Here is a 14687-nt window from a genome sequence, read left to right as displayed (position 1 = left end):
GAACGATGTTCAGGACCAGATCCAAGAAGTCGGCGCGTCCCGAGGACACATCGGACTTCCCGTCCGCCTCTGGCGCGGAACGGTTCCCGCCGGAGACCGCGCGGAAGAAGAACCAGAAGGAGCGGAAGGCGGAGGAGAAACCCACGACCGTCTCCGGGGTCGGTGACGGCGAAACCCCGGAGCAGCCGCCTCCCCCGCTGGGCTGGCGGCACCGTGCGGGAGGCCGCTCCCCCAACATCTGCCCGGTCGTGGAGTACCAGGCGACCACCACGCAGGCGTGCGGCCTCTTCCCGTTCGTGACCAGCAGCAAGCCTCCCGCCGTGGGCACGCCGATCGGCCGCGACCAACTGTCGGGCGAGGTCGTGTGCCTGGATCCGCTGGCGTGGCTGCGGGCGGGGTTGGTGACCAACCCCGGCGTCTTCGTCCTGGGACAACCCGGAACGGGCAAGTCCACACTGGTCAAACGCATGGTGACGGGCTCGATCGCGGCGGGGACGCGCACCATCGTCCTCGGTGACAGCAAGCCCGACTACAGCGACCTCGTCGAACACCTCGGCGGCCAGGTGATCAAGATCGGGCGCGGCATGGACCGCATCAACCCGCTGGACGCCGGTCCCCTGAGCAGGGCCGTCTCCAGGATGAGCCGCGCCGCCGGGGAGAAACTGCGTTGGGAGGTGCGCGGACGCCGGATCGCGCTGCTGATGGCGCTGTGCCTGCTGATCCGCGAGGCGCCCATCAACAACGCCGAGGAGGTCGTGCTCGGCACCGCGGTGGACCTGCTGGACGAGAAGCTGGAGCTGACCGGGCGCCAGCCGACGGTGGTGGACGTGCTGCGCGTCATCCAGGAGGGCCCCGAGCCGCTGAGGGCGGCGGCGCGCGCCGACGGGGAGGGGAGCTACAACCGCCGCGTGGACGACCTGATCTTCACGCTGCGGCTCCTGGTCTCTGGTTCCCTGGCCGGGGTCTTCGACCAAGACACGAGTGAGCCCATCGACCTGTCCAGCCCCGCGGTGAGCGTGGACATCAGCCGGGTGGGGGCCGCGGGCGACAAACTGCTGACGGCGGCCATGCTGTGCACGTGGAGCTACGGCTTCGGCATGGTGGACGCCGCGTCCGCCCTCGCGGACGCGGGCCTGGCCCCCCGGCGCTCCTACCTGGGTGTCATGGACGAGCTGTGGCGTGCACTGCGCGGGGCCCCCGGGCTGGTGGAGTACGCCGACTCCCTGACCCGCCTGAACCGGTCCAAGGGCATGGCGTCGGTGATGGTCACGCACTCCCTCTCCGACCTGGAGTCCCTGACCAGCGAGGAGGACCGGGCCAAGGCACGGGGGTTCGTGGACCGCAGCGCCATCCTCGTCATGGCGGGCCTGCCCCCGCGCGAGCTGGCACGGGTCCACCAGATCACCCCCCTGACCGGCCCCGAACAGAACCTGGTCTCCTCCTGGTCCTCTCCGGACTCCTGGCAGCCGGGCGCGAGGCATCCGGGACGAGGCAAGTACCTGATCAAGACCGGCGCCGAGCGCCTGGGCATCCCCGTGCAGATGGCGCTGACCCCGGACGAGGCCCGGCTCTACGACACCGACCAGAAGATGAGGGCCTGAGAAGCCATGGGCAGACAACTACAACCGCGCGGGACGGGCTGGTCAGCCGCGGCCAGCCCCCTGTTCGCCCTGGTGGCGCTCTGGTCCGCCGTCCTCCTGGTATGGCTGGTGTAGGGCGGCGCGTGGGTCACCGGCCTGCTCGTGGACGAGGACGTCCCCCCGTTCGGCGTCTCCTGGGCCTTCTCCCTGGCCAGGGGGGACACCGGTGCCACCTGGCCGGGCATGCCGACGCCGCTGGTCCTGGTGGTGTCGCTCGCGCTGGTGCTGCTGGCGACCGTCGCGGTCGTGCTGGCCGCGCGGCTGGTCGGCGGGCTCCGAGGCCGCGCCGCGGACCCCGTGACCGCGCTCAACAGCGGGGATGCCACCGTGGCCGAGCTTGCCAGACCCGCGGCCGCGGAGAAGGCCCTGAGACTGCGCCGCGGTTCACTGGCCGGACGCAGGGCCAAGTCGCTGAAGGACCCGGACGTGGGACTGGTGATCGGGGCGGTGAAACGCCCGCGCGGCAGGGCCGAGCCGACGCTCTTCGCCTCCTGGGAGGACACGGTCCTGGCCTACATGGCCCCCCGTGCCGGCAAGACGACCGCGATGGCGGTCCCCTACGTGCTTTCCGCTCCTGGACCCGCGCTCGCCACCAGCAACAAGGCGGACGTGTGGGCCGCGACCGCCCAGTTGAGGCGGGAGCGCACCGGCGAGAGCGTGTGGCTGTTCGATCCCCAGCGCGTAGCCCACCAGCCCCAGCGCCTGTGGTGGAACCCGCTGCGGGAGGTGGACAGCGTCGAGGCCGCGCACCGCCTGGCGGGCCACTTCGTCCTGACCATCGACGACGACTCCAAGAAGGACATGTGGGGTCCTGCGGCCAAGGCGCTGATCTCGCAGCTGCTCCTGGCCGCCGCCCTGGACGGGGAGTCCCTGGAGACCGTGGGCGAGTGGTTGCACGACGCCAAACAGCCCAGACCCGTCAACATCCTGTACGACCACGGCTTCAACGCCTACGCGGACGCCCTGCGCGAGACCCAGAACATCGTCTCGGAGACCCGGGACGGCATCTACACGACCGCCCGCACGGCGGCGCGCTGCCTGGACGACCCGGCGATCATGGAGTGGGTGACACCGCCCGAGGACCTCGGCGTGCGGGAGTTCGAACCGCGCTCCTTCGTACTCACCCGCCAGACGCTGCACCTGTTGAGCAAGTCCCGTTCGGCCACCGCTCCCCTCATCGCGGCGCTGACCGACGCCGTCTTCCTCGCCGCCGAGGAGGCCGCGGAGGGACAGGGGGGAAGGCTGGACCCGCCCCTGGTCGCCGTCCTGGACGAGGCGGCCAACATCTGCAAGATCGCCGACCTTCCCGACATGTACTCCCATCTGGGCTCCCGCGGCATCATCCCGGTCACCATCCTCCAGAGCTACCGGCAGGGCGTGCGCGTGTGGACGGAGAACGGTATGGAGGCGATGTGGTCGGCCGCCACCGTCAAGGTCTTCGGAGCGGGGCTCGACGACCACAAGATCGTGGAGGCCCTGTCCAAGCTGATCGGACAGCACGACGTCTCCACGGGGTCGTTCAGCTTCGGCGACGGCAAGGGCAACCACTCCGTACAGCTGCGGCGACAGGAGATCATGCAGGGCTCCGACATCCGGCAGATCGCCAAGGGAGAGGCGCTGCTCTTCGCCACCGCGGCCCAGCCCACCCTCGTGGAGATGCGTCCCTGGTACAAGAATGACGACGCGAAGCAGATCACAGAGGCCATCGAACGCGCTGACACCCTGATCACCGAGGGGGCGCGGAAGAGACGGCGGACTCCTGAGAAAACGGAGGAAATCCATTGAGCGCCTCCACGGCCCTGAGCCGTATCGCCGGGCCGCTGGCCCTGGTCCTTGTGGCCACCTCTTGTTCGGGCGGAACCGGAGACGGCGGCGCGCGGGAACCCGAACCCGCGGCCTCAGATGCAGCCCCCGTCTGGGGCGACTCCCCCGGGATCATCGCGCACACCGAGGACTACCGCGTGCTGGTGACCCTGGATCCCGAAACCGGGGAGGAACTGCACCGCATCGACCTCGGCGACGGGCGGGGAGGGCTGGAACTGTCAGACAGAACGACCAGATACGGCTTCTTCGTCTACCCGACAGCCGCAGACGAGGGCAGTAGCCTCACAACGACCTTCAGCGAGGATTTCGGCTATCTGGCGCTCGTCGAAGGCGGAGACAGCATCATCGTCCACCGCCTCTCCGACAGGGAGACCATCGCGGAGTTCGACACCGTGGGCGACGGTATCTCCGCAACGGACCCGCACTTTCGCTGGCTCGGGTTCGGCTCCGACGGCGAGCACCTGTACTTCATGGAGCTGAGGACGTCCTCACTGCACTCCGTGCCGTTCCTGGAAGAAGGGGCCGAACCCGCGCTCGTCCAGGAGGAAGCCGAGTACAGGGGTCTGGAGAACCTGATCGGCGGCGAACCCCCGCTGAACCCCGTGGAACTCGCCGAGACGAGACGGATCGGCGCCGACAGCCTGCATGTCGAAGGGGTGCGAGCGGACAATGGCGTCCTCCTCAGAGAGGTCGCCATCCTGACCAACGACGGCGACGAAGCCTACGACTACGACCGCAGGAGCGTCTACGACCACTTCACCCCCACCGAGGACGGCAGCTACATCGGTTTCGACATGAGCTCCGAGGATTCTCGGGGATCCACGGTTCCGGGACCCGTCATCGAGTTCACGCTGGACTCCGAGGGCGGGGTCAGCGAGTGGAACCCGGTGCTCGACGAACAAGGCGTCGACGCGTACGCGCTGTCCCCGGAGGAGGACCAGATCGCGGTGAGCAAGGACGGCGCGGTGTTCGTCCTCCCCCGGGACGGAGACGGCGAGCCCGTGCGCCTCGAAACCGACGAGAACGAGCACTACCGACTGCTCGGCTGGACCTGACCGGATGACACCGCCGAGGAGACACGAAACGGTGAACACCGATGCCCGCGAAGAAGCGTTCGCCGTGCGGGACACGAACGGCCACGGAGAGGAGCCGGAGGAGGTCGTGGATGACGGGGACAACGAAGAGGACGGGGAGACCCCGCAGCCCGTCTTCGCGGACGTGGAGGAATTCGTCACCGAGCGCTTCGCCCCTGTGTTCTGCCGACCGGAAGGCGGACAGTTCCGCTGGTGCGCCGAGTGGTGGCGGCATCCGGAGGCGGTCTCACGGTTCCAGGCGCTGTGGCACTCCTGGGAGGTGATGCGTTTGGAACCCGGTACCGGCATGGCGATCTGGTACCGCGACTACCTGGACACCCAACTCCCGGTGATCCTCGGCGACACCGGCCCCTTCCGCGAGTGCACTTCACGAAGACACCAGGAACCACGCACCCTCCCCGTCGCGCCCGCGCCCGCGGGCTGGTTCGACGACTGACCGAAGAGAAGGCCGAGAGGAGGATCACCCCTTGGGCGATCTCTTTCAGGGACTGACCAGCATACCCGCCGAATCCCTTCGCCTGATTACCCTGCTGGGGGGAATGGTACTACTCAACAGCGCCATAGGGGCGGTCGGATTCATCAACGAGCGCATGCTTCTCGCAGCGGCAAAAATCAAGGAATCAATCAAGCAATCCCCCGAAAAAATACTCCAGCAAGAACTGGAGCACACGCGCTTCAAGGTGGAGGAGCAGGTCGAAACCACGCGGCAACCCATCGAAACCCACAGGGAACGCATACTGGCCGAGGCCAGGAAGATCGATGTGGCCTCAGAGGTTGTCACCCGCGCCAAGAACCATGCTGACAACTTCGGGCCAATAAAAGAGATCCTCGACGGGCACCTGAAAGCGAAGAAGAAGGAGGAGAAGCAGAAGAAGCAAAATTCGACACTGGCCAGAAAAGCAAATCAGACGAACGGCCCCACGCAGAAGAGGAATTCCCACAGAAAAAGAAGATGAGCAGTGGCGGACACCCAGAGGGCCAAAAAGAGAGGAAATCGCCAACATGTCAGCAGTCACCGTACAGCTCATCGTGCTCACGACAGCCGCAGTCGCCATTCTTCTCGCACATAGGATTCATTGCTCCAGGGAGGCGAGAAAAGGAGTTTCCCCACCGACGGACGAGTACCTCCTCTCCCTTGGCGAAAGGCTTGAGAGGATCAACGAGGAGCGCGGAGGCCTCGCCCGGGTCGACGGGGTCGTGCAAGGAAGGTGGGATCTACTGAACCAAGCCCTCGAACGAGCGCATGAAGACACTGCCGGAGGAGCGGCCCAGTACCAGGTCGGAGACATAATCAAAACCTTGGAGCGCACAGAGGAAGTCATCCACCTCCACCTCCCTCCCAGAGAGGGATGAGAACACCCAAGCCCGACACGGAGGGCTGGAGGAAAGAAACAACGGATACCCGAAATAATTGGCGGGACTCATGGAAACAATGATCCTCCTCATTGCCGGAGCCCTGTTACTAAGGGTTTCGGGGATGATTGTGCGGAACTCGACTGCGCGCCTGAGGTACAGGGCTTCGCGCCACCAGGCCGAAGAGCAGAGAAGAAGTGACCGCGAGAGCATCGCGAACACGAGAAGGAGAATCAAGGATGGCATGGAATATCTCAGGACCGGACACAGGGAAGAAAAGGAGAGAACAGTCGGCGAGGCCAATGTGGCACTTGGAAAGATTTCCACAATCCGAAGCAACATCCTGACACAGGAGACAAAAATCAACCAGAACATCAAGGAGTACGTTGAGGCAGGAGTTCTCATCAGAAACCGAACGGGCCTTCTGGAGACCCCCGAACTCGCATCCCTGAGCCGCGAGCAGTCGTCATCCCTCCAGAAGTGGGTCAGCAACCACAACAGAATAATCAAGGACATCCAGAACAAGAAAGAACTGATCGACCACACCGAGGCAAGGTTGCGCGGCTTCAGAAAGATGACCAAAAAGGAGCTGAGGGAGGAAAAACCCAACAGTCAGACCAGGCCCCTTCCCGGAAAGCCCGTGGAGGAAGCCCTGAGGAGAACCGAGGAGAGGTTGGGGCAAAAATGGGTCAGAAAAATGCTGGGCGGAGCAGGCCGCGAAGGGAAGCGGAAAACCAACGAAACCGAGAGGCTGCGGGAGCTTCTGGAGTCCCCCAAGCTGGAACAACCAGCACAGTCGGCAAAACCGGCCAAACCAGCGCCCAGGACCCCTCGCCGAAGAGCACGGTAGCCTGGAGGAGAACCCATGCCTGCCACCACCATCATTTTTCTTCTGGTCGCCCTTCCCACTTTTCTCCTCTTCTCGTGGCTCCACCGCGGCTCGGTCCGGCGCGTGGTGCGCGTCGAGGGCGGCACGGTCGACGCCATGCTTCTGGCTGAGAGCGGGCAACGGGAGAACGAGATCCTCGAAGAAGCGGTCAGCGAGAAGCTCGCCGCAGTGCGCGAGTGCGAACGCCGGGTCTACGGCAGGATCACCGGCAAGGGCGCCCGACGCCCTTCCGAATTGGCCGTCATGGATATCGACGAGTCGGCAGAGGCTGTCGGTCAGCTCGCCGAACGCATCGAGGCCATCGACCTGCGGGCGGAAGAGCACAGGGAGGAGTTCCAGCGGGCGTTCGACGCCAGGAGGGAGGAACTCCTCACCGTCGTCCGCCGCGGGAAAACCCGTGACAAGGTCTTCGCCGTCACCGCGTGGGTCGGGGAGACCTGGGTACTCGTACTCACGGCCTACGTGCTCTACACCTTCTTCGCGTGACCGGACACGCCCCCCGCCCGCTGCCGTGAAGGCCTGCCCCCGAGGCGGCGCGGGGGGTCAGTCCCGGCGCAGGCGGGCCAGCGCCGGGATCATCCGCTCGCCGATGTCCTCCGGGCCGGGGAACACCCGGGTCACGGCGCGCTGGTGGGCGAGCCCGTGCAGGCCCAGCCACAGCCCGACCGCGTCGGCACCGGGGTCGGTGCTGGTGGAGATCCCGGCGTCGACGCAGGCGGCGAGCACCTCGCCGAGCACGCGCAGGCTCGCGTCGCCGAGGCTGACGAGCTCCTGCTCGGTCACCGAGGAGTCCCCGAGCGTGGGCATCCACAGGCCGCCGAACATGGTGCGGTACCGCTCGGGGCGCGAGCGGGCGAAGTCGAGGTAGGCGTGGCACGTGGCGTACAGGCGTGCGCGGGGGTCGGTGTCCGCCTCCGCCACCGCCGCGTTCAGCGCCGCCGCGAGTTCGTCGAAGGCCCTGCGGACCACGGCCAGCATGATGGCGGGCTGGTCCGGGAAATGCGGGTAGATCGACGGCGCTGCGATCCCGACGCGGCGCGCGACGGACCGCAGGGTGATGGTGCGCTCGTCCCCCGTCTCGTCGAGCAGCTCCACCGCGGCGTCGACGATCTCCTCGCGCAGGCGGCCGCCCTGGCCTCGGCGGTTACGGGTGCGCGGCACCGACGCGTCCTTCGTGTCCTTCGTGTCCTTCACGGTGTCACCTTACGGCTGGAAGCTTGTGCGGACTGTCTTGCACCCCTAAGGTTACGCGTGTAAGTTTACAAGTGTTAGCCCGAGTGTTCCGACAGGAGTCCCGATGAACGCCACCACCACCGCCACCCAGGTCCTGCTGCCCGGCCGGGTCGAACCCTCCGGCCTCCAGGTGCGGCCCCAAGCGCTGCCCGCTCCCGGAGCCGGACACGTCCTGCTGCGCATGGAGGCGACCGGGGTCTCGTTCGCCGAGCAGCAGATGCGCCTGGGCAAGTACTTCGACCAGCCCCCGTTCCCGTTCGTGCCGGGCTACGATGTCGTCGGCACCGTCGAGGCCGTGGGTCCGGGCGTGGACGCCTCGTTCGTCGGGCGCCGCTTCGCCGCCGTCACCAAGACCGGCGCCTGGGCCAGCCGCCTGCTCCTGGACGCACGCGACCTCGTCGCGGTGCCGGAGGCAGCCGACCCGGCGGAGGTCGAGACGCTGCTCGTCAACGGCATCACCGCCTGGCAGATGCTGCACCGCACAGCCAGCGTGCGACGGGGCGGCACCGTCGTCGTGCTGGGCGCCAACGGCGGCGTCGGCACCGCCCTGGTCCAGCTCGCCCTGCACGAGGGGATCACCGTGATCGGCACGGCCGCGCCGCGCCACCACGAGGCCGTGCGCGCGCTCGGCGCGACCCCCGTCGACTACCGCGACCCGCATGTGTACGACAGGATCCGGGCGCTGGCGCCCGAGGGCGTGGACGCGGTGTTCGACCACGTCGGAGGGAAGGACCTGGTCCGCTCCTGGCGCCTGCTGCGCCGCGGCGGCACGCTCGTCTCCTACGGCACCGCATCGACGAAGGACGTCGAGGGAAACTCACGGCTGCCCGTGCTCGCGCTCTTCGGCCGACTCCTGGTGTGGAACACCCTGCCCAACGGCCGCGGCGCCAGCTTCTACAACTTCTGGGCCGGACGCCGCCGCCACGCCGACGCCTTCCGCGCCCGGCTGCGCGAGGACCTGACCGAGGTGCTGCGGCTGCTCGCCGACGGGGTCCTGGCACCGCAGGTGGCCGCCCGCGTTCCTCTCTCGGAGGCCTCCCGCGCGATGACCCTCGCCGAGTCCCGCACCGTCGTCGGGAAGGTCGTGCTCGTCCCCGACGTGTGAGGTCCGCCCGCCGGACACCTTCGCCACCGGTCCACTGCCCTGGCAGCCGGTGGCGCCGCCTGCGGCACGCCCCTCGTCCACCACATGCGTCCGCGCGGCGCGCGAAGCGCGGCCACCGAGCGCATCCGCGCCCACGTGCGCCACGGACAGGACCGCGCCCAGAAGGTGGACACAGGAAACCGGTCATGATCCCGGTGCGAAACGCTCCGAGACTCCGGTGCGATTGTGCCGTTCTTCTGCGCAGCCCTCTCGCTTCGGCCTGGTCTCAGGCCCTATGGGACAGACCAACGCCCCGCCCGACCACGTCTTCCTTCTCGGGCGGGAGATCGGAGTGGACGGAGACGTCCTCTCGATTCGTGACCCGGTACTGCGTGTGCTGGCTGTGGACCATGTGCCCTGCGAAGTGGAACTCGGTGTGGCCCTCGCGTTCCTGGAGAGCAGCGGAGCAGAACGGCTCCAGCAGATACTCCTGGAGATCGTTCGCCCCTCCGGGGATGTCGCACTGGCCATGAGCGGAACGGCCGACACACCTCCGTCCAGCCATGCCGGTGTCTGGGCCAGCCCTCTCCACGTGGTGATCGACGAGACCGGTGAATGGACCGTGAGGGTGCGTGCCGACGGAGTCCGGACCGTGCGAGTGGTCGATGTCGTGTTGAAGGCGACGGAGTAGACGCCTCCGCGAATGACCACCCACCTTCTCGAGAGGATGCGGCGAAGGCGCATCGCCGAGGAGGACGTCCTGGCAGTTCTGCGACGCCCTTTGGCAGAGGAGCGCGACGCCGCGAACAACTCCTACAAGCTGTACGGACACACCGGTGACGGCAGGAAGAGCTACGTGGCGGTGAAGGACACGACCTGGGGAACACCAGACCCTGTGATCAAGACGGTGGTGGAAGTATCGTGATTCCCATGGCAGCGCCTCGGAGAGTGACGATCGATCAGGAAGCGGACGCGGGTTACCTGACCCTCACCGACGCTCGCGTGGAGAGAACCCTCGACTACGGCCCGTTCGTCGTGGACTACTCCGCTGACGGTCGGCCGGTGGGGGTGGAGGTCCTCACCTTGGGGCGTCCTCTGGACACCACCGCCCTCCTGGAGGTTCTGGGGGAGTCTGGAGCAGCGGACTCGGACACACACGCGTGGGTGAACGCGTTCGCCGCCCAGATCCTGGGGCTCGATGCCCGTGTGCCCGTCCCGCCGCTTCGGCGCGGACCGAAGGCACCTCATGGGGAGGTGCGCTTCCTGACTGTCGCGGAGGTCGCCTCGATCATGCGCGTGTCAAAGATGACGGTGTACCGCATGGTTCATTCCGGAGTCCTCCCGGCGATCCGGGTGGGCCGCTCCTACCGGGTCCCCGAACGCTCCGTGCACGAGTACGTGGACGAGATGGGCTCCCGGCTCCGCGTCCTCGGGTGAGAAAGTGCGCTTCCAGGAACGGGGCGGGCCCGAAGCGGACGTGGATGTCGCTCGCTGCCGCTAGTGTTCTGGCCATGCCGAAGGACCTGAAAGAAATCATGGACAGCGGTTGGGCCGAGGCCCTGGAGCCGGTCGCGCCGCAGATCGCCGCGATGGGTGACTTCCTGCGCCAGGAGGTCTCGGAGGGCCGCACCTACCTCCCCGCCGGTGAGAACGTCCTGCGCGCCTTCAAGCAGCCCTTCGAGGACGTGCGCGTACTCATCGTGGGCCAGGACCCCTACCCGACCCCGGGCAACGCGGTGGGCCTGAGCTTCTCGGTCGCCCCGGACGTGCGCCTGCCCGCGAGCCTGCGCAACATCTACAAGGAGATGGTCGACGACCTGGGCGTGCCCATGCCCTCCAACGGCGACCTGACCCCGTGGACCCGGCAGGGCGTGCTGCTGCTCAACAGGGTGCTGTCGGTGGAGCCGGGCAAGGCCGGTTCGCACCGGGGCAAGGGCTGGGAGGCCGTCACCGAGCAGGCCATCCGCGCGCTCGCCGAGCGCGACAAGCCGCTGGTGGCGATCCTGTGGGGGCGCGACGCACGCAACCTGCGCCCGCTGATGCCGGGTGTGCCGTGTGTGGAGTCCGCGCACCCGAGCCCGCTGTCGGCACGGAACGGGTTCTTCGGCTCGAAGCCGTTCAGCCGCGCCAACGAGATGCTCAAGGATCAGAACTCCGATCTGGTGGACTGGGAGCTGCCCTAACGGATCCCGCCACGGGACCGCACTCGCTCCCCCTCAACTCCGATACCCATGCTGACCTGCGGACTCGGCACCGCCCCCGGTGCCGGGTCCGACTGTGTTCCCCCCTCCCCTCGACGCCGGAAGAGGCACCCCCGATGGCGAAACGGCTCACCTACGCGGACGCGCTCAAGATCCTCGGCCACAACGACTCGGAGGTGATGGGGCTCGCCGAGAGGCTGGCCGACGGAGGCCTGGGGCTGGTCGGGGTGCCCGACCTCTTCGGTCTGCGGGGAGCGCTGGTCAGCGGGGGGCGGCGGGCCATCGAGGGGATCCGGGACAAGATCAGCGGCGAGAGCCGGATGTCGCGGACGGAGAAGATCGAGGCCGCGCACCAGATCATCGTCGTCGTCGCCTTCTTCGAGGCGGTGGACGAGGCCCTGGCCGAGTTGGACGCCCCCTTCACCCTGGCCGACCTGGAGTTCACCGGGGAGGAGCAGGCCGGGTTGATGGACCGCGTCCTCGCGCACTCCGGGACCGCTCCCGCCGTGTCCCTGGGGTCGGAATGGGTCACCCGCTTCTTCTCGGACTTCCTGTTCAGGGACTTCGCGGTGGCCCTGACAGGGCTCGCGGTGCCCGAAAGGCACGGGATCACCTCCGAGGACCACAGCCTGCTGCGGGACATGCGACGCCTCGTCCCCGTGAACGCCTCCCGTCGGTACCAGGAGTCCTACCGCCAGCTCGCCGCCGACATCCCCGAGTTCGGCATGTGGGTCCACCTCGCCGAACACGAGCACACGCGCGAGGTCGTCGGAACAGGGCTCGGAGAGCTGCGCCGGTGTCTGGAGCGGATCAGTTCCCACCGCACGGTGGACCTGCGGCGGCGGGAGCTGTCCGCCGGGTACCAGGCGGTCCTGCGCCAGCCCGTGCTGCGTTCGGACGACATACCCCCGGGCCTGTCCCTGCCCCCGCTGGAGGAGGCCTACGTCCCGCCGCGGGGCCGCGCCGCCTACGCGGTGCACAGCGGTACGCCCTCCGCCGAGGAGTGGTGGGACCGGCTGCCCGTGGTCGGTGACCTCCAAGCGGTCATCGCCGCCCACATGGTCCACCCGGTCGCCACGGAGGTCCCCACGGTCATTCTGGGCCACCCGGGCGCGGGCAAGTCCAAGTTCACCGAGATGCTCGCGGCCAGCCTGCCCGCCGCCGACTTCCTGCCGATCCGGGTGGAGCTGCGCTCGGTCCAGCCGAACGCGCCCATCCACACGCAGATCGAGGAAGGGCTCGCCGCGACGCTGCACACCCGTGTGTCCTGGCGCGAGCTGGCGGAGTCGGCGGACGGAGCGCTGCCCGTGGTCATCCTGGACGGCTTCGACGAACTCCTCCAGGCGACCGGGGTCGACCGCTCCGACTACCTGGAGCGGGTCCAGGAGTTCCAGCGCCAGCAGGAGGCGCTGGGCCAGCCGACGGCGGTGATCGTCACCAGCCGCACCGTCGTGGCGGACCGGGCCCGTTTCCCCGACGGCTCCATGGTCATGCGGCTGGAGCCCTTCGACGACGCCCGGATCGGGCAGATGCTGCGGGTGTGGAACAGGACGAACTCCCGGGCGTTCGCCGCCTCCGGCCTGGAGCCCCTGACCACCGACGTCCTGGTGCGGTACCGCGAGCTGGCCGAGCAACCCCTGTTGCTGCTGATGCTGCTCATCTACGACGCGGAGGGCAACGCCCTGCGGCGTGCCTCGGACGCCCTCTCCCACGGTGAGCTGTACGAGAGCCTGTTGAGGAAGTTCGCCCGCAGGGAGGTGGAGAAGCACCGGCCCCACCTCAACGACCGGGGCCTGGACGACGCGATCGAGGACGAGCTGCGCCGTCTGGAGGTCACCGCGCTGGCGATGTTCACCCGGCGCAAACAGAGTGTGGACGCCGACGAGCTGGACCGGGACCTGGCGGTCCTCATGCCGGACGCGGCGGTGCGCGCGCAGGACGCCGACCTGCACGGACGGATCAACCCCGCACACCAGGTGCTGGGCAGGTTCTTCTTCGTCCACGAGGCCCGCGCGCAGACGGGTGACGGCACCGCGAGCGTCTTCGAGTTCCTGCACGCCACCTTCGGGGAGTACCTGGTGGCGCGGGCCGTGGCGATCGCGCTGGAGGAGCTGGACGAGTCCCGCTCGCGCTCCTCGCGGCGCCGGGGGCGAAGCGCGCGTCCCGACGACGGCGAGCTGTACGCCCTGTCCTCCTTCGCCAGCTACGCGGGCCGGGAGAAGGTCGTGGACTTCCTCGCCGAACTCCTGGAACGCCGGTTCGCCGAGGCACCGGGGGCCCGCGAGGACTACGCGCGGCTGCTCGTGGAGCTGTTCCAGGAGGCGCCCTTCCCGGCCGGCAACCGCTCCTACACCGCCTACGAGCCCACGCGGCTGCCGCTGACCCGCCGCGAGGCCAACTACACCAGCAACCTCATGATCCTGCTGTGTCTCGTGCGTGGGGAGCCGGTCGACGTCCGGGAGCTGTTCCCGGACTCCCCCGAGACCCTCCAGGACTGGCAGCACACGGCCGCGCTGTGGCGGACCCTGCCGGGAACCGAGTGGTTCAGCATCGTGGCGACCCTGCGCGTGCGCCACCTGAACGGGTGGGAGGCGGGCGGGGGCGTCACCGTCGTGGACCTGGACGACTCCTCACCGGTCAACGTCGGGGAGAGCACGGGGTTCGAGCTGCGGATGAACGTGGACGCCGCACCGTCCGTACTCGACCCCTACGAGATCACCGTGCCGCACAACACGACCACCTCCCGTCTGCTGCGGTCGACGGCGATGCGGGTCAACGGCACGTCCGCGCGCTTCCTGCTCGGGTTGCTGCCGTACCTGCGTCACGTCTCGGACGACCTGGCGACCTGGTACGCGGACGTCCACTCGGAGGAGGCGTGGACGGAGGTCCACGAGGTCATGCGGCTGCGGCTGGAGCCCGTCACCGAACACCCCGAGCAGCGCCTGCGCGCCTACCGGCGCCTGCTCGCGCAGCGGGCCCTCGGGCGCCTCGAACTGGTGGCGCTCAGGCAGGCGGCGGAGGACCTGGCCCTCGTGGCCGAGGCGTCCGCGTTCCGCACCGAACTCGTGAACACCGTCAACTCCTACCTCAACGGTGTGCGGGCGGTCGTGGTCGGCGCCCAGCTCCGGGAGGAGACGGTCGTCCCGGTCCTGCGCACCCTGGCCCCGTACACGCACGAGCAGGTCTTCGATCGCGCCCTCGAACTCGTCCGGGCCTCATGGGCGCCGGAACGGGAACTCCGTGCCGACGACGGTGTCGGGGGAACCGAGGAACAACAGGCCGTCGACACCATCACCCGGCTCCACCCGGTTCCGGCCGAGAGGGGCCAGTACACCAGCGGCGGTTGAGCGCGTTGACCACGACCTCCGC

The 14687-nt window shown here is 68.2% G+C and carries 15 protein-coding genes and 1 pseudogene; 15 read left to right on the top strand and 1 reads right to left on the bottom strand.

Annotated features, from left to right (window positions below; translation table 11 throughout):
* Window positions 1–5 precede the first annotated feature (5 nt).
* From FYW99_RS19885 to FYW99_RS19850, 8 genes are all read left to right on the top strand, one after another.
* Window positions 6–1601, top strand: coding sequence for a hypothetical protein (locus tag FYW99_RS19885; RefSeq protein ID WP_223839262.1), 1596 nt, complete (start codon window positions 6–8; stop codon window positions 1599–1601).
* A gap of 141 nt (window positions 1602–1742) precedes the next feature.
* Window positions 1743–3425, top strand: coding sequence for a type IV secretory system conjugative DNA transfer family protein (locus tag FYW99_RS19880; RefSeq protein WP_223839260.1), 1683 nt, complete (start codon window positions 1743–1745; stop codon window positions 3423–3425).
* Window positions 3422–4519, top strand: a complete 1098-nt coding sequence (locus FYW99_RS19875) for a hypothetical protein (protein WP_150253529.1) — start codon at window positions 3422–3424, stop codon at window positions 4517–4519. Before FYW99_RS19880 ends, FYW99_RS19875 begins: the two co-directional genes overlap by 4 nt.
* Before the next feature lie 31 nt (window positions 4520–4550).
* Window positions 4551–4994 carry a DUF4913 domain-containing protein gene (locus tag FYW99_RS19870; RefSeq protein ID WP_223839258.1) on the top strand — a complete coding sequence of 148 codons (444 nt, stop codon included), beginning with the start codon at window positions 4551–4553 and terminating at the stop codon, window positions 4992–4994.
* A 31-nt stretch (window positions 4995–5025) separates the two neighbouring features.
* Complete coding sequence (locus FYW99_RS19865) at window positions 5026–5514, top strand: hypothetical protein (protein ID WP_150253527.1); 489 nt, start codon at window positions 5026–5028, stop codon at window positions 5512–5514.
* A gap of 46 nt (window positions 5515–5560) precedes the next feature.
* The gene (locus tag FYW99_RS19860) at window positions 5561–5911 is read left to right on the top strand and encodes a hypothetical protein (protein WP_150253526.1); all 351 of its coding nucleotides are present in this window, start codon (window positions 5561–5563) and stop codon (window positions 5909–5911) included.
* A gap of 79 nt (window positions 5912–5990) precedes the next feature.
* Window positions 5991–6761, top strand: a complete 771-nt coding sequence (locus FYW99_RS19855) for a hypothetical protein (protein ID WP_150253525.1) — start codon at window positions 5991–5993, stop codon at window positions 6759–6761.
* Between the two features lie 15 nt (window positions 6762–6776).
* Window positions 6777–7286 carry a hypothetical protein gene (locus FYW99_RS19850; RefSeq protein WP_150253524.1) on the top strand — a complete coding sequence of 170 codons (510 nt, stop codon included), beginning with the start codon at window positions 6777–6779 and terminating at the stop codon, window positions 7284–7286.
* A gap of 57 nt (window positions 7287–7343) precedes the next feature.
* Here the strand turns inward: FYW99_RS19850 and FYW99_RS19845 are convergent, their stop codons facing one another.
* Window positions 7344–7994: a TetR/AcrR family transcriptional regulator gene (locus tag FYW99_RS19845; protein ID WP_150253523.1), complete on the bottom strand. Its 651-nt coding sequence runs from the start codon at window positions 7992–7994 to the stop codon at window positions 7344–7346.
* A 103-nt stretch (window positions 7995–8097) separates the two neighbouring features.
* On the opposite strand from FYW99_RS19845, the gene FYW99_RS19840 reads away from it, so the two are divergent.
* The 7 genes and pseudogenes from FYW99_RS19840 to FYW99_RS19815 all read left to right on the top strand — a co-directional run bounded on the left by FYW99_RS19840 (window position 8098) and on the right by FYW99_RS19815 (window position 14665).
* Window positions 8098–9138, top strand: a complete 1041-nt coding sequence (locus tag FYW99_RS19840) for a medium chain dehydrogenase/reductase family protein (RefSeq protein ID WP_150253522.1) — start codon at window positions 8098–8100, stop codon at window positions 9136–9138.
* Between the two features lie 274 nt (window positions 9139–9412).
* A complete protein-coding gene (locus FYW99_RS19835) occupies window positions 9413–9808 on the top strand; it encodes a hypothetical protein (RefSeq protein ID WP_223839256.1) in 396 nt (131 codons plus the stop codon).
* Window positions 9809–9820: 12 nt separating this feature from the next.
* Window positions 9821–10042 carry a DUF4258 domain-containing protein gene (locus tag FYW99_RS19830; RefSeq protein ID WP_150253520.1) on the top strand — a complete coding sequence of 74 codons (222 nt, stop codon included), beginning with the start codon at window positions 9821–9823 and terminating at the stop codon, window positions 10040–10042.
* A gap of 5 nt (window positions 10043–10047) precedes the next feature.
* Window positions 10048–10185: pseudogene (locus tag FYW99_RS32450) on the top strand (DUF2283 domain-containing protein); the annotation flags it as partial.
* 138 nt (window positions 10186–10323) lie between these two features.
* Window positions 10324–10554, top strand: a complete 231-nt coding sequence (locus tag FYW99_RS32445) for a helix-turn-helix domain-containing protein (RefSeq protein ID WP_223839282.1) — start codon at window positions 10324–10326, stop codon at window positions 10552–10554.
* A 74-nt stretch (window positions 10555–10628) separates the two neighbouring features.
* Window positions 10629–11300 (top strand): uracil-DNA glycosylase, encoded by a 672-nt coding sequence (locus FYW99_RS19820; RefSeq protein ID WP_150253519.1) that lies wholly within the window; start codon window positions 10629–10631, stop codon window positions 11298–11300.
* A 134-nt stretch (window positions 11301–11434) separates the two neighbouring features.
* Entirely contained in the window at window positions 11435–14665 is a 3231-nt protein-coding gene (locus tag FYW99_RS19815; protein WP_150253518.1) for an NACHT domain-containing protein, read from the top strand.
* Window positions 14666–14687 lie beyond the last annotated feature (22 nt).

The organism is Nocardiopsis deserti (assembly GCF_008638355.1).
Lineage (GTDB): Bacteria > Actinomycetota > Actinomycetes > Streptosporangiales > Streptosporangiaceae > Nocardiopsis > Nocardiopsis alborubida.
Note: the sequence above shows the minus strand (reverse complement) of the source record. Positions and strands in the feature narration are given on the sequence as shown.